Genomic DNA, 20083 nt, shown 5'->3' with positions numbered 1-20083 from the left:
TGTGGGAGTCGCTCCTGTGCGCGAGGTGGGACTCGGGCGAGCCGTGAGGATCAGTCGAGGCTGCGGCGGCGCTGGGTGCGGCGCAGGAGGCCGGCCGCTCCGGTGACGAGGAGGATCACGCCGAGCCCCAGGATCAGAATCGCCACTCCGGTCGCGGCATCCAGCGTTGCCGCCCACTCGACGGCGGCGCTCGGGCGCGACGGCTCCGACAGGAGCCACAGGCCGCCGATGGCGACGGCGGCGAAGAACAACCCCCAGACAACGGCTGCCCAGCGTGTTCGCGGAGCTTCGACGCCGGGGTGCGCGGGGGTGAGCTCTGCAACGCGCACCGGCGCCGCGGGTTCCTCTGCCACCGGGGGCGTGAGGGGCGCGGATGCGTCACCCGAGGTCGACGCGAATGCTTCAGGCTTTTCCGGCGCGGGGGGCCGGAAAAGCGGCGGCCTCTCGGATGCGATGACGTCGAGGGTCATCGTGTCGTCGCGGTCGTCGATGTCGGCGTTTTCGGTGGGGGATGCGGGGGTGGAGTTCTCTGTGGACATCGTGGTCACCTCGAAGTGGGTCGGGGCAGCGCCCTACGGGGCGGGAAGTGGAGAAAGGGTGGGAAGCGGCTCGGGCGATGACTCGCTGAGCGGGTCGCTACCAACGAGATTCGTGAAGGAGAGATAGACCTGGCCGCTGTCCTGGTCGAGGACGACGCGCTGTGTGGTCTGAACGGGGGTTTGGGGGTAGGCGAGAACCATCTGCAGCCTGCCGTTATCGTCGGTGGGCACTCGTTGGGGACCCACGTGCTCCTGGTTCCCCTCATCCCAGCGGTCGTACCAGACTTCGGTGGTCCCCAGGGACGCGTTGAGATCCAGCGCGACGCCGGGGACCACCGTGATGGTCGTGTAGCCGTCGCCCTTGCGGATAAGCAGCGGCGGCGGTTGCTCCGTGGGGAGCGGCTGAATGGTGAGGTACAGCTCGCCGTCCTCCTGCGATATGACTCCCTGAGGCTCCGTCGAGTTCTCGATGGTGATGTGAAAACGTGCCTGGTACTCGGAGGCATACGTCACGATGGGTGGAATCGTGGCTGCCACCGTCCCGCCGAACAGTGCGACCACTGTCGCAAACGCCAGGAAGCCGCTACGCCGACGCATGAGCCCGGCGACGATCATCGACACCGCGAGCACGAGCGCTGCGACAAAGAGTCCGTACGCACCCGCAGTCTTGACGTTCACCGAGGTGATCGCTGTGTGCCAGATCGCGGTTCCAGCGCCGGCGACGAGAGCGACTCCGAGCGCGGACACCACGAACGCGCCGCTGGCACGTGGACGGGACAGTCGACGGATGCGGCGCTTCTCGTTCGCGGCGGTTGCGAATGCTGCAGCCTCGGCCTCGCGCTCGCGGCGTGCCTGGTCGCGGGCGAGGCGATCGGCATCCTTCTGCGAGCGCCGCCACGCGTCGTTCTCGGCGCGCCAGGCGTCGTGGCGGGCGCGCCACTCGGCGATCTCGGCGTTGCCGGCGCCCCGCTCGGGAGGCAGCGGTTCGGCCGGGGGCGCAGTCGGTACGGCATCCGTTGCAGGAATGTCCTCGCTTGCTGCCTCGGATGCCGAGGTCGGCGAGGCGCCACTGCCTGTCGCTGGCCGAGCGCTCGCCCGAACCACCAGGATGACGAGCGCGACCGCCAGCACGGAGCCGACGATCCAGCCGATGATGGCTAGCGGACCGGTGTTCCATCCCGGCACCATCCACCCGAACCACGGCACGACCGGAACGAAGCCGACCACCAGCAGGATGATGATCGCGACCATCGCCGGGTCGAAACGCCCGCGCGTGGCCTCCCGCAGATGGATGCGCCCACCAACATCGGGCAGCAGCGCCCACGCGATCGCGTAGAGCAGCAGCATCGGGAACCCGAGCACGGCGGCGACGACGACAATGCCGCGCACGATCGCAGCGTCGACACGGATGCGGGCAGCGATTCCGGCGCAGACTCCGCCGAGCCATCCATCGGCGCGCACGACGCCGAGCCCGCGCACCCAGGCGAAGAACCGGTCCGCCCCGGTGGGTGCTCCCGTCGGTCGCGGGGGAGGTGGACCCGGATCGGTCGCGGGAGGTTCCGTCGAAGTGCTCATGGTTCGATCGTGGCGGACGGGTCGATCGCACCGCGATGGGGTGATCCCCTGAGCGCACCCTGATTCCGGCGTCCGTGGCTCCCGATCTCGGCATCAGGGTGATTGGATGGCGGCATGTCGTCGGCCCCCGCCTTGCCCGCGCGCCCGCCCCTGCAGCGCCTGCGCGAGTGCCTTGTCTCGGGCACATCGGCCGCCGTTGCCGAACACCTCGACTGGAGCGTGGTCGCGGTACGGATGCTGTTCATCGTCCTTTCTGTGGCATGGGGCGCAGGCATCCTGCTGTACGTCTGGATCTGGGCCTTCACACCCTGGCGAGAGGGCGACGAGGCACCCTCGCGCCGGGCACCGGTCGCGTGGATCCTCGCGTCGCTGTCGGTGGGTGCCGTGATCATCGCGTGCGGTGTCGCGGCGACCATCTCCCGGTGGGACGTCGTCTACGCCACTCGTCCGGAATGGTGGACGGCAATGCTCGCGGCAATCCTGCTCGCCGTGACTGCGGGGCTGTGGGCAACGCTCATCGACGGATCCGATCCCGCACGCGGTCCGCGCCACGCCCTGGGGGTGCGGATCGCGGCATCCGCAGCGCTCGGCACGCTTCTGATCGTGCAACTGACGACCTTGCAGCAGGGAGGTGTCGTGTCGTTCATCGGCGCGCTAGCCCTCATCGGCGGGATCGTGTTGGTCAACTCCTCGACGTTCGTCGAGAAGTGGCGGGAGTTGTCGGGGGAGCGGGTGCGCCGCATCCGCGAGGAGCAGCGCAGCGAAATGGCCGCGCACCTGCACGACTCGGTGCTGCAGACTCTCGCGCTGATTCAGAACCGGGCAGGTGCCTCGAGCGAAGTGGCTCGTATCGCCCGCGCCCAGGAACGCGAGCTGCGCGGTTGGCTCTACGACGGCGACGAACCCGCCGACAGCGACCTGCCGACCGACCTGCGCGATTACGCGGCAGCCCTCGAGATCGACTACCCGGTGCGGATCGACGTCGTCGTCGCGGGGACCTCGGCCGAGCGAGCCAGCGGCGAGATGGCGGCTGCGGCGCGCGAGGCGATCCTCAACGCGGCCCGCCACGCCGGCGGCGAGGTCTCGGTGTACATCGAGGGCAGCGCGGCATCCGTCGACGTGTTCGTCCGTGACCGCGGTCCCGGCTTCGAGCTCGACACGGTGCCCGCAGATCGTCTTGGTGTGCGTGAATCGATCATCGGACGGATGCGGCGCGCGGGCGGTACCGCGACGCTGCGGCGCGGCGCGGGAGGTGGCACCGAGGTGCACCTGCGGCTGGGAGGGGCGGCATGAGCGGCATCCGCGTCGTGATCGTCGATGATCATTCGATCTTCCGGTCAGGGCTACGCTCCACGCTCGAGGGTGTCGAGGTCGTGGGCGAGGCGTCGGACGTCGAGTCAGCCGTCGCGGTGATCGCTGCGGAACAGCCCGAGGTCGTGCTGCTGGACGTCCACCTCCCGGGCGAGACAGGTGAGGTCGCCGCGGCGACGGGCGGCGAGGCCGTCATCCGCCGAGCCGCCCCCGCCGCACCGTCGACCCGATTCCTGGCTCTGAGCGTCTCGGATGCGGCCGAAGACGTTGTGCGCGTCATCCGTGCCGGCGCCCGCGGCTACATCACCAAGGGTTCGTCGGTCGCCGAAGTGAGTGCCGCGGTGCGCGCCGTCGCCGACGGGGATGCCGTGTTCTCGCCGCGCCTGGCGGGCTTCGTGCTCGACGCGTTCGGCGCGGTCTCGGGTGAGACTGCGGCAGCGAGCGACGAGCTCGACAGGCTCTCGGCCCGCGAGCAGGAAGTCATGCGGCTCATCGCCCGAGGCTACGCCTATAAGGAGGTAGCAGCCGAGCTGTTCATCTCGATGAAGACCGTCGAGACCCACGTGTCTGCCGTGCTCCGCAAGCTCCAGCTGTCCTCGCGCTACGAGCTGACGGCCTGGGCTTCCGCCCGCCGCCTGCTCTAGAGCGAACCTGCCCGCGAGAAGCCGATCGGGCGCCGATGCGCACGGCTCCCGCTCGGATTCTCGGCGCCGGATCGGATTATCGATTGATGACGCGGGCGGTTCGGTTCAGCGGACGAGGCGCTCGCCCGCACGAACCGGCACGTCCCAGCGGTTGGTGGGTGGGGGAAAGACGCACACGTAGCCGTCCGAGAACGCGCAGGGCGGGAGATGGGCGCGATTGAAGTCGACGGTGACCGATCCGTCCGGTTCCGGTGCCGGCATCCGCAGGAACCGGAATCGGTAGCTTTCGTTTCCGCTGGTCGCGTCGGAGAACGCGGCGAACAGGGAGCCGTCGTCGAGCAGTTGCACGCACAGTGCCACATCTCCGTCTGGCAGCGCGAGGTGCAGGAGTCCCTCGTAGTCATCGGTGCTCTGGTAACCATCAACCGCGAGGGTCGGCACATCGCGGCGTGGAGTGAGCTCCAGTCGCGCGACGAGCCGCATCCGATCGTCAACGGACCAGCGCTCGATCTGTGAGATCCCTCGCGCCGTGGGCGCCGACGGGTCGTAGACGCGCAGCGCCACCGCGCCGTCACGCTCGAAACCTCGAAGTTCGAGGCCTCCGGATTCCCAGCGCTCGCCGGACGCCAGGTTGACGAATCCAGACTGAATTGACCCGATGGCCCGTCCGTCCTCGGCGTGCCAGTCACCCGGAACGCCCTCGAAGGAGCGTGGTGTCGGGTCCAGCCAGTGCGTCGCCGCGAGCGTGGCGATTCCGCCGGGCGACCAGACGGCGGCGTCGCGGTGCGCGCGCCATTGCTCGGTGGTTGTCATGACGAGCCTTTCGTCGCGGGGAGTGTGCAGCAGCGCCATCGTCGCAAGGAGCGCCGTCAGAAACATATTGTTACACCATCGAAACCTGGCCATGGATAGCATCTCGCTATGGATCAACGAGGTGACATCGACATCGATGCGCTCACTCGAGCACTCGATGTCCATTCCCTCCGCATCCTGGTCGCGATCGACCAGACGGGCTCAATCAGCGCCGCCGCCCGATCGCTCGGATACTCCCAGCCGACGATCACCCAGCACGTGCAGCGGCTCGAGGCTCGCCTCGGGGTCGCGCTGGTCGCACGCACCGCGCGCGCTGCGCGTCTCACCCCGACCGGTGCGCTGCTCGCCCAGCACGCACCCCGGATCGATGCGAGCCTGACGGCAGCGGCCACCGAACTGGCACGGATGCTGGGCCGCCGGGCCGACCTCGTCCGGATCGCTGCCTCGGCAGATGCCGTGGGCACCGTCGTCGCCCCCGCGCTCGGACGCCTCGCCGCGCAGCATCCCGAGATCGACGCCTCGTTCCTGGAGGCACCCGACAATGGTTCGGCCCTCGCTCTCGTACAAGACGGCCGGGCCGACATCGCGGTGACCCTCACTCTTGCCGTCAGCGGTGAACGCCACATGATCGCTCGGCGCAGCGGGATGCGCTCGAGCTTCCTGTTCGCGGAAGAGATCGTCGCGGTCAGCACCGCGGACATGTCTGCGGTCGGCGGACGCATCGATCCCGCACTGCTGGCCGACGAAATCTGGATTCGCGGCGACGGGTCTCCCGGAGACCTGCTCGCGCAGCGACTCGAGCGCCCCCGCGCAACCGACGACATGCAGGTCTCGAATGCCGCTGCTGCTGTCGCGCTCGCCCGTCACCGCGTCGGCACGACCTTCGTCGCCGAGAGCGCTCTGGCGGGTATCGACCTTCCGGATGGCGTGCGGGTGTGGGGACTGACTCCGGCACTCACTCGGCGCGCCACCGCGACGGTTCTCGTCGAGGCCGCAACGATCCCCGCCGTCGAGGCGGCGCTTCGCGTGCTCGCCTCGCTTCGCCCGTCACCCGTCGACGTCGAGGTCATTCTCGATGCGAGACGGCGCAGCGCAAGCCACCGTGCCCGATTCAGTTCGTCCCGCACGACATACCCCACCCGAACCACACCCCCCGAGGAGAGTCCCATGCCCTTCCCGTCCACCGCCCGCCTCGCCCAAGCGGGCGCCGTCGTCGCCGCGGGAGCCCTTCTGCTCTCCGCGTGCAGCGCCGACCCGGCACCGTCGGCGAGCACCGCCCTGGCTGACAGTGGTGAGCAGATCGACAGCATCACGGTCGCCCTGCCCGGCTCGCTCTCCAACCTGTACGTCGGGCAGGAGTCCGGCATCCTGAACTACTACATCGCCTCGATCGCGCAGGAAGGTCTCGTCGCGATCGACGCCGACGGCGCCATCCAGCCGGCCCTCGCTGAGTCATGGTCGCAGCCGGATGACGTGACGTACGTCTACGAACTCCGTGATGACGCGACGTTCCAAGACGGCACCCCGGTCACCGCCGATGACGTCGTCTTCAGCCTCAACGAGGCTCGCGACGAAACGACCTCGCCGGGCCTTGCGTATTACATGACCAACGTCGAGTCGGTCGAGAAGACCGGTGACAGTGAGGTGACGGTCACCCTCACCGAGCCGGATGCCGCGTTCGCGAAGAACATGAGCACCGGTGGCGCCGCTTTCATCACGTCGAAGGCGTTCTGGGAGGCCAACGACGGAAACGTCGGGACGGCATCCTCCCTCCTGATGGGAACCGGCCCCTACAAGGTCACTGAGTTCGCCCCCGACTCCCACGTCACCTTCGAACGCACCGACACATGGTGGGGCGACGAGCCCAAGGTCAAGAACATCACGGTCAACTTCATCCCGGACGAGTCGACCAGGCTCCTCGCGGCCCAGTCCGGCGACATCGATGTGGCGTTCAACGTTCCGCTCGCGCAGTCCACGCAGTGGGAGAACCTCGACACCATGCGTGTCGACTACATCAACGACCTGTCGTACGTGGGGCTCTACTTCAACACGTCGGTCGCCCCGTTCGATGACCCGAAGGTACGCGAGGCCATCGCGCACGCCGTCGACCGCGACGCCTACGTCGACAAGCTGCTGCGGGGGCACGGCGAAGCCGCCACCGCGATCATGACCCCCGAGTCGCTCGCCGCGGTCTACTCCCCGGATGTCGCCCGCGAGAAGCTCGCCGAGATCCCGCAGTGGGACTTCGACCTGGATGCCGCCAAGGCGGCGCTGGCGGAGTCGGGCTACCCCGACGGGTTCGAGACCGAGATCCTCACCCCGAACACCGGACCGCAGCTGGGAACCGCAGCGCAGGCGCTCTCGCAGAACCTCGCCGAGATCGGCATCACGCTGAACGTGCGCGAAGTGCCGATCGAGGAGTGGCTGGCGAGCCTTGATGCCTCCAGCGACTACGGCCTGAATATGATGTGGTACTTCTCGACCCTCGGTGACCCCGCCGAGATCCCGAGCTACCTGCTGGGCGTCGGCAACCCCGCCGCGTACGACAACCCCGAGATCATGGCGCTGCTCTCGGAGGTGGGCGCCGAGTCCAACCCGAGCGATCGCATCGACCTGCTCATCGAGGCCGAGACGCTGCAGGCCGAGGATGCCGTCAACATTCCGCTGTGGTGGGGCCAGTCGGCAACCGCGTTTGCCAAGGACCTCGGGATGAACGACTACAGCTCGTTTGCGTTCATCTCGTCGTGGCCGACACAGCTCTACCGCGCGGCGCAGTAACACTGACGGAACCACCACTGTGACAACAGGTTCACCCCTCCGGGCACGCGCCCCGCGATCACGGCCGCTCGGCCGCATGCTCGCGGTGCGCGTGCTCGGCATGCTCGGCGTGCTGCTGGTTCTCTCCTTCATCGTCTTCTCGCTGATGTACCTCGCGCCGGGAGACATCGTGAAGAACCTGCTCGGCAACCGGCCGTCCTCGCCCGAGGCTATCGCCGCGGTGCGCGCGCAGTACCATCTCGATGACCCGTTCCTCGTGCAGTACGTGCGCTGGCTCGGAGGGTTCCTTACGGGGGATCTCGGCGAGTCGATCCGGTTGCAGACGCCTGTCGCCGACGCGATAGCCTCCCGCGTCGGGTTGACGGCACTGCTGTGCGGGATCGCGTTCGTCATCGCCCTCGTGGTGGCCATTCCGCTCGGGGTGCGCAGCGCCGTGCGGGCAGGCGGAGCATCCGATCGGACTGCCAGCGCGCTCGCGGTCGTCGGGCTCAGTGCCCCGACGTTCGCCGTCGGCCTGCTGCTCCTCTACGTCTTCGCGTACTACCTTCCGGTCTTCCCGGTGTACGGGGCAGGTTCGGGAGGGCTCGACACGCTCTGGCATCTCATCCTCCCGGCGATCACCCTCGCCCTGGGCCTCGGGGCCATCATTCTGAAACTCACCCGCACGGCCATGCTCCGCGAGCTCGAGACCGACTACGTCACCTCGGCCCGCGCTCGCGGCCTGTCAGAGCGCAGTGTTCAGCGCATTGCGCTGCGCAACGCGGCGATCCCGATCGTGACCGGCGCGAGCCTGGTGTTGACCTTCCTCGTCGGGGGCACGGTGCTGGCAGAAACGACCTTTGCGCTACCGGGCCTGGGGACCCTGCTGCAGGACTCCGTCCTGTTCAAAGACATCGCCGTCGTGCAGTCGCTCACCCTCCTGGTCGCCATCGTCATCGCGGTGATCGCGCTCCTGGCCGACATCGCCTACATCCTGCTCGACCCGCGCGTGCGTGAACGGGGGGTGCCGGCATGACCGCCGCCATCGAACTCATGACCTCGCCGACCCGTCGCCGCAGACGGATGCCGATTCTCATCATCCTGTCGGTCGGTCTCATCGCTCTCGTGGTTCTGGCGGCGGTCCTCGGCCCGCTGCTGTTCCCCGATGCCATGCGCCAAGACATCCTCTCCGCGCTCCTGGCTCCGGGACAGGACGGACACCTGCTCGGCACCGATGAGCTGGGGCGCGACGTCTTCGCCATGACGGTCGCAGGCACGGCGTCGGCGCTGGTCGGACCGGTGTGCGTCGCCGTCGGGTCGATGCTGCTCGGCATCCTGCTGGGCACTCTGGCCGGTTACGAGCGCGGCTGGCTCGATTTCCTGATCAGCCGCTGGACCGACCTGCTGCTGGCGCTTCCGGTGCTGCTGGCCGCCATCGTCGTCGCCGGCGTGTTCGGCGGCGGGTACTGGGTGACGGTGGTCTTGCTGATCGCGCTGTTCTCGCCGTCAGACATCAGGATCGTTCGCGCCGGCGTGCTCGAGCAGTCGGCGCGGCCCTATATCGAGGCGGCGCGGATGCTCTCGCTCTCGCGGTGGCGCGTGATGTTCCGCCACATCCTGCCGAACGTATCGACCCTGGTCATCACGAACGCGATGCTCAACGTGGCCTTCGCGATCGTCGCGTTCTCGTCACTGTCGTTCCTCGGTGTCGGCGTCCCACCGGGCACCGCCGACTGGGGGCGCCAGCTCACCGACAACCGGGCGATCATGTTCGACAACCCGGCAGCCGTCATGGTGCCCGCCGCCCTCATCATCCTCGTCGCGTGTGCCGTGAACCTCGTCGGCGACTGGATCGGGCAGCGCCTCTCGCAAATAGGAGAAGACGCGTGAGCGGCGTGCAGATTCAGGGGCTCACCGTGCGGGGGCCACAGGGCGTCATGGTCGAGCCGTTCGACGCGACCATCGCTCCGGGCCGAACGCTCGCCATCATCGGCGAGTCCGGATCGGGCAAGACCCTCAGCGCGAAGAGCCTCATCGGCCTCCTGCCCCGTGGTTTCCGCGCCGCGGGAACTGCCGTCGTCGGTGACATCACGCTCGCCTTGGATGCCGCACCTGCAGCGTGGACGTCGGTGCGTGGGTCCACCGTCGCGCTGCTGCTGCAGGATCCGTTCACGAGCCTCTCGCCCGTGCACCGGTGCGGCGATCAGATCGCGTGGACGCTACGGGCAGCATCCGATAGGCGGATCGCGGCATCCGAACTCACCCGCGAGGTCGCCGCGCGGCTGGCTGAGGTGAAGCTTCCCGAACGTGTCGCGCGGGCCTTCCCGCATCAGCTCTCGGGTGGGATGCGGCAGCGGGTAGCGATCGCGGCAGCGCTCGCCGCCGATCCGAAGCTCCTCATCGCCGATGAGCCGACCACCGCGCTTGACGCCTCGAACCAAGCGGAGATCCTCGACCTCCTGCGTGCGGTGCAGGCACGTCGAGACCTGTCGGTGATCCTCATCTCGCACGACCTCGGGCTCGTGCGCGGCCGCACCGACGATGTTCTGGTCATGCAGCACGGCGTCATCGTCGAGCGCGGAACAACCGGTGCCGTGCTGTCTTCCCCGAAGCATCCGTACACTCGCGCGCTGATCGACGCGGATCCCGTGCTCGCTCCGCCGCGAGACGCACCGACCTCCGCCAGCGAGACGACGCCGACCCTCGTTGAGGCGACGGGGGTGACGAAGCACTTCGGGGAGCGCACCGTGCTCGATGGTGTCGACCTGCGCATCGGTGAGGGCGAGATCGTCGGCGTGGTCGGAGAGTCCGGGTCGGGCAAGTCGACTCTCGCTCGCTGCATCGCGGGGCTCGAGCGCGAAGACGGCGGAGTCATCTCCTTCGCCGGCGAGAACCTCGCGCCCGGACGCCGTTCGCGCACCCCCGCGCAGATGCAGATCGTGTTCCAAGACCCGTATTCGTCGCTGAACCCGATGATGTCGATCGGGTCGATCCTGCGCGAAGCCCTCGCGGTCGCGCACCGCCCGGCATCCGATGTCGCGGAGCTGCTCGAGACCGTCGGGCTTCCCGCCGACTTCGCCGGCAAGCGCCCTGCCGAGCTGTCGGGCGGCCAACGACAGCGCGTCGCCATCGCCCGAGCCCTCGCGCCGAGACCGCAGCTGCTCATCTGCGACGAATCGGTCTCGGCACTCGATGTCTCGGTGCAGGCCCAGATCCTGACGCTGTTGACGGCGCTTCGCGACGACCTCGGCATTTCGCTGCTGTTCATCTCGCACGACCTGGCGGTCGTGCGACTGCTCGCCGACTCCGTGACGGTGCTGTGGGACGGCCGCGTGATTGAGAGTGGACCGTGCGAACAGGTGCTCACCGAGCCTCGCCACGAATACACCCGGATGCTGGTCGCTGCCGCGCACCGCGAAAACACGTCGGTGAGTGCCGGCGAGAGAGAAGACTGACGTGCAATCGATCGAACCGGTGCTCGCGGAAGGCGCAGACGCTGTCACCGCGGTTCTGGATGCCGGCCTCGCCCCTGCCTTGGGTGCAGAGCGCGCCGCGCGCTGGCGCGTCGAGCGCGCCGGATACCGCCCGACGGTGCACACCCTCGGGCACGGGGAGGGCATCCTGGCTGCCGCACTCACGTCTGGTCGCCCCGCAACCGCTGCGACGAAGATCGTCGACCTGTGGACCTCGCCTGATGCGCCCGATGACGCCGCCGACCGCCTCGTCGCGCGCGTGATCGCAGCGGCAGTCGAACGCGGCGATGCCGCAGTGAAGTGGGAACTACCCGAGGGCGCCGCCGTGCCTGCGTCGGCTCTCGCGCACGGCTTCGTTCCCCTGCGCGCCCCCTGGGGAGCCGTCGGCACCGAGGGTACGCGGGGACTCGTGCACTGGCTGGTTCCCCTGACCCATGACGAGCCCGGGTATTACGGACAGACGACCCTCTTCACGTGTGGAGCGGTTGCTGGTCTCATCGCCACCGAGCGCTACGGCAGCCACGGCTTCGCGGGCGAGACCGTGCCCGATCGTGATCTCGAGATCGAGTTCTGGCGCCGCGCCAGCAACTACCCGGCCTGTGAACCGCTGGGGCTTGCTGTCACGGTGCAGGAACACATCGGGCCTCACGGCGCCGTCGAGGTCACGCTCAATCACCCGGGACCGGTCCTACTGGAGGATTTCACCGGCTTCGACTACGACTTCCGGGCCGAGCTGCAACGGGAGTCGCGAAAGCGCGCGGCAGATCTCGGCATCCGGGTCGACACAACCCGCATCCCGATGACGGAGGTGTCCGCGCGGGTCGCCGCGGGCGAGCAGGCCCTTCTTCTCATCGACGAGGCACCGATGCACGCCGACCCCGGCCCCCACTGGATCGTCGCTCACGCCGCCGCCGGGCCTTACGTCGTCGTCGAAGACCCGTGGGTGAACACGGCGACGGGGGAGACCTGGGTTGACACCCACGATCTGCCCATCCACGTCGATGACCTCGAGCGCCTGGTCGCCTGGGGCCCGGAGGGTTATCGAGGCGTGATCTTCTTGTCGCCGCGCTGAGTCGGCGGGCCGGGCGGATGTCGGGGGTCGCGAATAGACTTGCGGGGTTATGGATGTGGTGGATGACGAGCTGCTGACCGGCCTGAATCCGCCGCAGCGTGAGGCGGTGCTGTACCGAGGGCGGGCGCTCCTGATCGTGGCGGGAGCGGGCTCGGGCAAGACCCGCGTGCTCACCCACCGGATTGCGTCGCTGCTGCGCAGCGGCGAGGCGTACCCCAGCCAGATCCTCGCGATCACCTTCACCAACAAGGCAGCCGGTGAGATGCGAGAGCGTGTCGAGCAGCTCGTCGGCGAACGCGGGCGCGGCATGTGGATCTCGACCTTCCACTCCGCGTGCGTGCGGATCCTGCGCCGCGAAGCCGAGCAGTTCGGATTCACGAAGGCCTTCACGATCTACGACTCCGGCGACTCCCGCGCGCTCATCAAGCGCCTCGTCAAAGAACACGAAGCTGACGCGCTCGGGCTGACCCCGGCAGGCGTGCAGGGACGGATCTCCAAGCTCAAGAATGAGCTCGCGGATGCCGAGTCCTTCGCCCGCCAGGCGAACATGAGCGACCCCGCCGAGCGCCTGTTCGTCGAGATCTTCGGCGACTACCAGCGGGCGCTGCAGCGTGCCAACGCGTTCGACTTCGACGACCTGATCGCCCAGACGGTCTACCTGTTCCGCGCGTTCCCGCAGGTCGCGGATGTCTACCGCCGGCGCTTCCGGCATGTCCTGGTCGACGAGTACCAGGACACGAACCACGCCCAGTACGCGCTCATTCACGAGCTCACCCGCCCCGTCACGGGAGCTGCGGCCGAGCCGTACTCCGTCGGCGGAATGATGATCTTCGAGCCCGACGAAGCCCCCGAACTCGAGGGAGCCTCGCTCACGGTCGTCGGCGACTCCGACCAGTCGATCTACGCGTTCCGTGGCGCCGACATCCGCAATATCAGCGAGTTCGAGCGTGACTTCCCCGGCGCGAAGGTCGTGCTGCTCGAGCAGAACTACCGGTCGACCCAGAACATCCTCTCGGCAGCGAACGCTGTCATCGGCAACAACTTCGACCGCAAGGACAAGAAGCTGTGGACCGATGTCGGCGCGGGGGATCCGATCGTCGGGTTCACCGGTTACTCGCAGCATGACGAAGCCCAGTTCGTCGCGGACGAGATCGAGGCCCTCCACCGTCGCGGTGTCGAGTACGGGCAGATGGCAGTCTTCTACCGCACGAACTCCCAGTCCCGTGCGCTGGAAGAGATCTTCATCCGCTCGGCTGTGCCCTACAAGATCATGGGCGGCACCAAGTTCTACGAGCGCGCCGAGATCAAGGATGCCCTCGCATACCTCGTCGCCGTCGCCAATCCCGCCGACGAGATGGCCGTGCGCCGCATCCTGAACAAGCCGCGGCGCGGCATCGGCGACGTGACCGAAACGGCCATCGCCCGGTACGCGGCAGACGAACAGATCACGTTCCGCGATGCCCTCGCCAACGCCTCGGCGCTCGGCGTCGGACCGAAGATCCAAGCCGCGATCGTGCAGCTGGATGCCGTGCTCGCCGAGGCCAGCGCGCTGATGCTTCCATCCTCGGGCGAGCTCCCGCCGCCGACCACCGTGGCCGAGGGCCTGCAGCTGCTTCTGAACAAGTCGGGATACCTCGACGCCCTCCGCGCCTCCCGCGACCCGCAGGATGAAGCGCGCGTTGAGAACCTCGACGAACTCGTGGCCGTCACCCGTGAGTTCGCTCGCAACAACCCCGACGGCACGATCATCGACTTCCTCACCGAGGTCGCCCTCGTCGCGGATGCCGACGACCTCGACGATGCCAGCGGTTCCGTGTCTCTCATGACCATGCACACAGCGAAGGGTCTGGAGTACGACACGGTATTCATTACGGGTGTCGAAGAAGACCTCATCCCGCACCGCATCTCGGCCGGCGAGCCGGGCGGACCACAGGAAGAGCGACGCCTGTTCTACGTCGGGGTCACGCGTGCTCGGGCGCGGCTCTATCTCACGCTCGCCATGACCCGTGCGCAGTTCGGTGAGGTGTCGGTCGCGATGCCCAGCCGCTTCCTGCAAGAGATTCCCGCGACGCTCATCGACTGGCGCCAGTCGCCCGGTGACGTGAACTCCCGTGGGGGTTCGCAATCCCGCGCCCTCAACGCGCGGCCCGGGCGGTCTGGCGCGGGGGGAGGCTTCGGGGGATCGGGCCGTTACGGCGACGCGCTCGTGCCGAAGTCGACCTCGATCGACAAGTTCGCCAACCGCATCCCCGCGAAGGTCCGCGACAACGGCGACATGGAGCTCGCGCCAGGCGACCGCATCCGTCACGACGACTTCGGCGAGGGTCGAGTGGATGCCGTCACCGGCGAGGGTGCGAAGCGCGTCGCGCATGTTCGGTTCGATACTGCCGGAGCCAAGAAGCTCCTGATCAAGATCGCCCCGATCGAGAAGCTCTGAGAGTCGCGCGCCAGGACTTTCGCCCCTGAGCGGCGACGGCGGCCGAGCGTACGATCGCGATGACGGCGTGAGCGAGGGCGCACCAGCGCCCAGGGCAGGTCAGGCCCGCTGGCAGAAGGAGGCTTATGACCCTCGCCTCAGTGCTCACGGTGCTCGCCGATCACCCGGTGCTCGTGCTGTTCCTGGTCACGGGTGTCGGTGCGGCGATCGGGCGCATCCGGCTGTGGGGGATGTCCCTCGGTGCGGTGGCCGTGCTCTTCACGATGATCGCGCTCACGGCCTGGGGCGTGTCCCAGGGCGTCACGATCGAGGTGCCCTCGTACGTCGGTGATTTCGGTTTGGTGCTCTTCGCCTTCAGCATCGGCGTCATCGCCGGGCCGGGGTTCGTGAACGCGCTCCGCACGTCGTACTGGATGCTGCTGCTCGTGTCGGCCATCATGATCGTCGCCGCAGCCCTGACGCTGGGCCTCGGGACACTGCTGGATCTGTCGCCGGAAACGATCGCCGGCGCCTACGCCGGGTCGGTCACGAGTACCCCCGCCCTCGCCGCCACCGGGGGTAGTCCGGCGGCGACTGTCGGGTATGCGAGCACGTACATCTTCGGCGTCGTCGGGGCGATGGGCGCCGTCGCGCTCGCGCTTCGCCACAGCCGCACTGACGCTGACGCGCCACCGCGGATCGTCGACCTCGTGATCCGCATCGACACCGACAGCACCCCCACGATGACCGACCTCACACGGCGGCACGGCGGTCGGGTGCTGGTGTCGCGCCTGCGTCGCCCCAACGGGGAGGTCATCGTCGTCGGCCCCGACACGGTGCTTGAAAAGGGCGCGATCATCAATGTGGTCGGCCCCGAGCGGGTCGTGGCAGCTGTCACCGATGAGCTCGGGCATCCGTCCACGGTGAACATCACCCACGACCGCAGTCGGCTCGACTACCGGCGGATCATCCTGTCGGACTCGCGCTGGTCGGGGCGCACGATCGCCCAGCTCGGTGTCGCCGAGCGATTCGGAGCGACGATCGTGCGGGTGCGGCGCGGGGATGTCGAGTTCCTCGGCACACCCGACTTCGTGCTGCACCAGGGTGACCGGTTGCGGGTGGTAGCTCCGCGCGATCAGTTGCCCGCGGTCACAGCCTTTCTCGGCGATTCCGAACGCGGCATGGCCGACCTCAACCCGGTAGCTCTGGGCCTCGGCATCGCGGCCGGCATGCTGCTCGGCCTGATCGAAGTGCCGCTGCCGGGCGGATCGCATCTGTCGCTCGGAGCTGCCGCCGGCGCGCTCATCGTTGGCCTGGTGATGGGCAGGATCGGGCGCATCGGTCGATTCGTGACGACGATCCCGAACGCGGCGGCCACCGCCCTGGGCGAGCTCGGCCTCCTGATCTTCCTTGCGTACGCCGGATCGAAGGCGGGATCGCAGATTCTGCAGGCGATCGCATCGGGAGAGATCGTCGCTCTCGTCGGAATCGGCCTGGTCGTGACATCCTTCGCGATGTTCGGCACCTACCTGCTCGTGCGACACATCCTGCACCTGGGTGGGACGAAGCTGTCGGGTGTCATTGCCGGAGCGCAGACGAACACCGCCATCCTCGCCTTCGCCCAAGAACGGACCGGTCACGATGTCCGTGTCGCGCTTGGCTACAGCCTCGTGTATCCGACGGCGCTTGTGGTGAAGATCCTGCTGGCACAGCTGCTGACGCTGCTGTGAGGGGTGCGGACGAGACTTACCGTCTTTCCCCACCTGTGACAACTCTGGTGCCGTTGGGCGCTCGACGTCTGTAGCCTCGAAACATGGCTCTGTTCTCTCGACGCCCCGCAGCAACGCCTGCCGAGACGCCCGAGGGCGCCTCCGACGATGCGGCAGCGGTCGCTGACCCAGGTCTCTCCGCCGACACCGCCGCAGTGTCTTCGACCCCTGATTCCGTTGACGACGAGCCCGACTTCGACGCGGTTGTCGGTATCTCGATGTCTTCCTTCCAAGGCTTGGGGGCGCCAGCCCCGGCGGCCAATGCGGTGAGCGAGGAGGGAGCCGATGGGACCGACGCTCCTCCCCGCCCGGGACTGCAAGACAACGGCCCGCTCGTGACAGCCCTCGCGAAGCTTCCGGAGCGGCCCGAGCCCGCGGAACTGCTGCAGGTAGCGCGCCAGCTTCTGCAGGGACACCTCTTCTTGCGCGTCAAGGGAGACGCGAAGCGGATGCTGGCCGAGGGCGAGAACATTCCGCTGGCCATCACGACAATCGGTGAGAAGCAGTACGTCCTCGTCTATAGCGGTGTCGCTGCTCTGCGCGCGAGCCTCGCCGCCGACGGCGCTACCGACACTTCGGCGATGGCCCAGCCGGCGCAGGCGGTGCTGCGGTTCCTACTGTCGGGAACGTACGCCGGCCTCATCGTCGACCCGGCGTCCGCTCCTGCCAGAGCCATGCTGTCGCGAGAACTCATCGCCCAGATGATGGAGCAGGCCGATCCCGACTTCAGCATCAAGAAGCTGCTCTCCGCTCGCCGCACCGAGTCCACGCCCGACGATGTCGTGGCAGCCATCCCCTCATCGCGTCTGTGGATCGCGGTGAACAAGCCCGACGGGTCCGATCAGGTCGGCGTCGCCGAGGCCCGCACTGCCGACGGTGACCGTCTCATCGAGGTGTTCACGCACCCCATCGAGATTGCCGCCCTTGGGCGCGGGGACCGGCCCGCGCCCGTCACCGGTGCGCAGCTGGGTGCTGCACTTCGCGCCGACCCCGGGCTTGCCGGCATCCTCATCGATCCCGCCGGTCCCTGGATTCGCCTCGACCGAGACGACCTCGCCCCGCTGATGGTCGAGGCTCCGGGCGATGGCGACTGACCGAGTCATCCTCGAAATCCCCGGCCCCGACGGTGACCGGGAGGTCGGGCTGTCGAGCCCCGATCGCGTGCTGTGGCCGGCGGTTGGGATCACCAAGCGCGAGCTGGCTGAGTACCTGCTTGCCGTCGCCGAACCCTTTCTGGCCGCCAACGGCGATCGCCCCGTCTCACTCGAGCGCTACCCCGACTCGATCGAGGGTGAGATGTTCTTCTCGAAGAACCCGCCCAAGGGCGCACCATCGTTCGTCGACACTGTCACCGTGACCTACAACAGCGGGCGTCGGCATCCGCAGATCGTGCTCACCGAGCCCGCGGCCGTCGTGTGGGCTGCACAGATGAATACCGTCGTCTTCCACCCGTGGGCCTCGCGGACCGCGAACACCGACAACCCCGTCGAGCTGCGCATCGACCTCGACCCGCAGCCAGGTACCGACTTCGCGGATGCTGCCGCCGTCGCCCCGGCGTTACGCGATGTCCTCGCCGAAGCCGGCCTCCAGGCGTGGATCAAAACAAGCGGGAACCGCGGCATCCACCTGTTCTGCCCGATCGAACCGGAGTGGGAGTTCCTCGACGTTCGCCACGCGGTCATCGCTGCCGGTCGCGAGCTGGAGCGACGGATGCCGGAGCGGGTCACGACGAACTGGTGGAAAGAGGAGCGCGGGCAGCGCGTCTTCATCGACTTCAACCAGGCAAATCGCGACCGCACGATGGCCGGGGCCTACAGCCCGCGTGCCCTCCCGACCGCCACCGTTGCCACACCGATCACGTGGGAGGAGCTGGCCTCCGTCGATCCGGCATCCTTCACGGTGCGTACGGTGCCGCAGCGACTTGCCGAGCTCGGCGACCCGTGGGCCGAGTTCGGAGCATCCCCCGGGCGAATCGACACGCTGCTGGAATGGTGGGAGCGTGACCTCGCTGAGGGCCTGGGCGAGTTGCCGTTCCCGCCCGAGTTCCCGAAGATGCCCGGCGAACCCCCACGGGTGCAACCGAGCCGGGCACGCAAACCCGACACGAGCGATCCTGAAACGGAAGAGACCGCGTGACCGAGAAGACTACCGACGGGGCGCGCTCCGAGACACCGGCGACGAGCGATCAGTGGGCAGCGCGCCTGCTTCAGACGCGCTGGATCGTCCGTGCCCCGATCCCGCTGTTCCGTGCGGGGCTTGGCTGGCTGTTCGGCGGCAGGTTCGTGATGGTCGAGCACATCGGCCGCAAGAGCGGCGAGCCGCGCTATGTCGTTCTCGAAGTGATCGAGCGTGAGACCAACGCGCTCCGCGTGGCTTCCGGCCACGGCCCGCGGGCGCAGTGGCTCAAGAACCTGGCCGCTAACCCCGCCGCACGGCTCTGGGTGGGTCGATCCAAGGGCGTTCCCGCTATGGCCCGCGTCCTGCCCGAGATTGACGCTGCGGCGGCGCTTGCCCGCTATGCCCGGGTGCATCCGGATGCCTGGGAACACCTAAAGGGGGCGATGGACGAACTCAACGGGGGAGAGGTGACCATCCCGGTGGTCGAGTTCACCCCGCCTTCGCGCTGATCCCGCCGCTCAGCACTCAGCTCTCGAGCACCGCCCCCACGTCGTACGCTCGCACCGTCTCGAGCTGCTCATAGGTGCAGGAGCGGGGATCGCGGTCTTCTCGCCACCGCACGAACTGCACGGTATGGCGAAAACGCCACTTCTCGAGCTGGTCGTAGCGCACCTCGAGCACAAGCTCGGGACGCAGCTGCACGAACGACACATCCTTGCCAGAGGCGAAGCGAGACCGCTCGCCTTCACCGGTCACCGCGGCGCCGGACTCGTCGCGCTCGACGAAGGGCTCGAGCTCGTCGACGAGCTCGAGCCTGCGCTTGTCTGACCACGCTGCCACGCCGCCGACCTGAACGAGCTGGCCCTCGTCGGTGTAGAGACCGACGAGCAGTGAACCGACGCCGCGACCGCTCTTGTGGACGCGGTAGCCGAGTGCGACGACATCCGCCGTGCGTGCGTGTTTGATCTTGAACATCATGCGCTTCCCCGGTGCGTAGGGCTGCGCGAGGGGCTTGGCAACGACGCCGTCCAGACCCGCGCCCTCGAACTCATCGAGCCAGCGGGCAGCCTGGTCCGGGTCGTGCGTCGTGCGCGTGACGTGCACCGGATGCGGCACCGCGCTCAGGAGGTCGAGGAGCTCGGCCCGCCGGGCTTGAAACGGCTCGCTGGCAAGATCGCGCTCCCCGCGGGCCAGGATGTCGAACGCGATGAACATCGCCGGCGTCTGATCGCTCAGCATCCGCACCCTCGACTCGGCGGGGTGGATGCGTTGCGTCAGCGCGTCCCAGTCCAGGCGCTGGGAGCCCGGCACGCCCAGCGCGATGACGATCTCGCCGTCGAGCAGGCACGGCTCGGGCAGAAGCCGCGTGAACGCCTCGACGAGCTCGGGAAAGTAGCGCGTGAGCGGTTTCGCGCCGCGACTACCGATCTCGAGATCTGTCCCGTCCCACGAGATGAGCGCGCGGAAGCCGTCCCACTTCGGTTCGAAGCTCAGGCCACCGGCTACCGCGTCAGGCGCGGGGATGCTGTCGACGGACTTCGCGAGCATCGGCTCGGGAATCGTGTGAGGCATGCGGTCAGCATCCTGTCTGTTGGG

At 68.1% G+C, this 20083-nt stretch carries 16 protein-coding genes; 12 read left to right on the top strand and 4 right to left on the bottom strand.

Annotated elements, in window-relative coordinates:
• Positions 1-50: 50 nt before the first annotated feature.
• Positions 51-539, bottom strand: coding sequence for a hypothetical protein (locus ACQVDU_RS05205; RefSeq protein WP_443476422.1), 489 nt, complete (start codon positions 537-539; stop codon positions 51-53).
• A gap of 33 nt (positions 540-572) precedes the next feature.
• Positions 573-2114 (bottom strand): PspC domain-containing protein, encoded by a 1542-nt coding sequence (locus ACQVDU_RS05200; protein ID WP_443476421.1) that lies wholly within the window; start codon positions 2112-2114, stop codon positions 573-575.
• A gap of 114 nt (positions 2115-2228) precedes the next feature.
• Between ACQVDU_RS05200 and ACQVDU_RS05195 the strand changes: the two genes are divergently transcribed.
• Together ACQVDU_RS05195 and ACQVDU_RS05190 are read left to right on the top strand one after the other, a co-directional pair.
• Positions 2229-3407, top strand: a complete 1179-nt coding sequence (locus tag ACQVDU_RS05195) for a PspC domain-containing protein (protein ID WP_443476420.1) — start codon at positions 2229-2231, stop codon at positions 3405-3407.
• Complete coding sequence (locus ACQVDU_RS05190; RefSeq protein WP_292709933.1) at positions 3404-4069, top strand: LuxR C-terminal-related transcriptional regulator; 666 nt, start codon at positions 3404-3406, stop codon at positions 4067-4069. Before ACQVDU_RS05195 ends, ACQVDU_RS05190 begins: the two co-directional genes overlap by 4 nt.
• A 105-nt stretch (positions 4070-4174) precedes the next feature.
• Here the strand turns inward: ACQVDU_RS05190 and ACQVDU_RS05185 are convergent, their stop codons facing one another.
• Positions 4175-4882, bottom strand: a complete 708-nt coding sequence (locus ACQVDU_RS05185; protein WP_443476419.1) for a DUF1684 domain-containing protein — start codon at positions 4880-4882, stop codon at positions 4175-4177.
• A 108-nt stretch (positions 4883-4990) separates the two neighbouring features.
• On the opposite strand from ACQVDU_RS05185, the gene ACQVDU_RS05180 reads away from it, so the two are divergent.
• From ACQVDU_RS05180 to ACQVDU_RS05135, 10 genes are all read left to right on the top strand, one after another.
• Complete coding sequence (locus ACQVDU_RS05180) at positions 4991-7660, top strand: ABC transporter substrate-binding protein (protein WP_443476418.1); 2670 nt, start codon at positions 4991-4993, stop codon at positions 7658-7660.
• Between the two features lie 76 nt (positions 7661-7736).
• On the top strand, positions 7737-8675 hold the full coding sequence (locus tag ACQVDU_RS05175; protein ID WP_443476417.1) for an ABC transporter permease: 939 nt from the start codon (positions 7737-7739) through the stop codon (positions 8673-8675).
• Positions 8672-9529, top strand: coding sequence for an ABC transporter permease (locus tag ACQVDU_RS05170; RefSeq protein WP_443476416.1), 858 nt, complete (start codon positions 8672-8674; stop codon positions 9527-9529). Before ACQVDU_RS05175 ends, ACQVDU_RS05170 begins: the two co-directional genes overlap by 4 nt.
• Entirely contained in the window at positions 9526-11094 is a 1569-nt protein-coding gene (locus ACQVDU_RS05165) for an ATP-binding cassette domain-containing protein (protein ID WP_443476415.1), read from the top strand. The genes ACQVDU_RS05170 and ACQVDU_RS05165 overlap by 4 nt, the downstream gene beginning before the upstream one ends.
• A 1-nt stretch (position 11095) precedes the next feature.
• Complete coding sequence (locus tag ACQVDU_RS05160) at positions 11096-12184, top strand: peptidase C39 family protein (RefSeq protein ID WP_443476414.1); 1089 nt, start codon at positions 11096-11098, stop codon at positions 12182-12184.
• Between the two features lie 49 nt (positions 12185-12233).
• Complete coding sequence (locus ACQVDU_RS05155) at positions 12234-14621, top strand: ATP-dependent helicase (protein ID WP_443476413.1); 2388 nt, start codon at positions 12234-12236, stop codon at positions 14619-14621.
• Positions 14622-14746: 125 nt separating this feature from the next.
• Positions 14747-16330 (top strand): aspartate:alanine exchanger family transporter, encoded by a 1584-nt coding sequence (locus ACQVDU_RS05150; protein ID WP_443476412.1) that lies wholly within the window; start codon positions 14747-14749, stop codon positions 16328-16330.
• 83 nt (positions 16331-16413) lie between these two features.
• On the top strand, positions 16414-17463 hold the full coding sequence (locus ACQVDU_RS05145) for an SseB family protein (RefSeq protein WP_300591587.1): 1050 nt from the start codon (positions 16414-16416) through the stop codon (positions 17461-17463).
• The gene (gene ligD, locus ACQVDU_RS05140) at positions 17453-18505 is read left to right on the top strand and encodes a non-homologous end-joining DNA ligase (protein ID WP_300591588.1); all 1053 of its coding nucleotides are present in this window, start codon (positions 17453-17455) and stop codon (positions 18503-18505) included. Before ACQVDU_RS05145 ends, ligD begins: the two co-directional genes overlap by 11 nt.
• Positions 18502-18996, top strand: coding sequence for a nitroreductase family deazaflavin-dependent oxidoreductase (locus tag ACQVDU_RS05135; protein WP_443476411.1), 495 nt, complete (start codon positions 18502-18504; stop codon positions 18994-18996). The genes ligD and ACQVDU_RS05135 overlap by 4 nt, the downstream gene beginning before the upstream one ends.
• Before the next feature lie 16 nt (positions 18997-19012).
• On the opposite strand, the gene ACQVDU_RS05130 is transcribed toward ACQVDU_RS05135, so the two are convergent.
• On the bottom strand, positions 19013-20059 hold the full coding sequence (locus ACQVDU_RS05130) for an ATP-dependent DNA ligase (RefSeq protein WP_443476410.1): 1047 nt from the start codon (positions 20057-20059) through the stop codon (positions 19013-19015).
• Positions 20060-20083 lie beyond the last annotated feature (24 nt).

Origin of the sequence: Microbacterium sp. F2, from assembly GCF_052274505.1 — a bacterium.
Taxonomy (GTDB): Bacteria; Actinomycetota; Actinomycetes; order Actinomycetales; family Microbacteriaceae; genus Microbacterium.
Note: the sequence above shows the minus strand (reverse complement) of the source record. Positions and strands in the feature narration are given on the sequence as shown.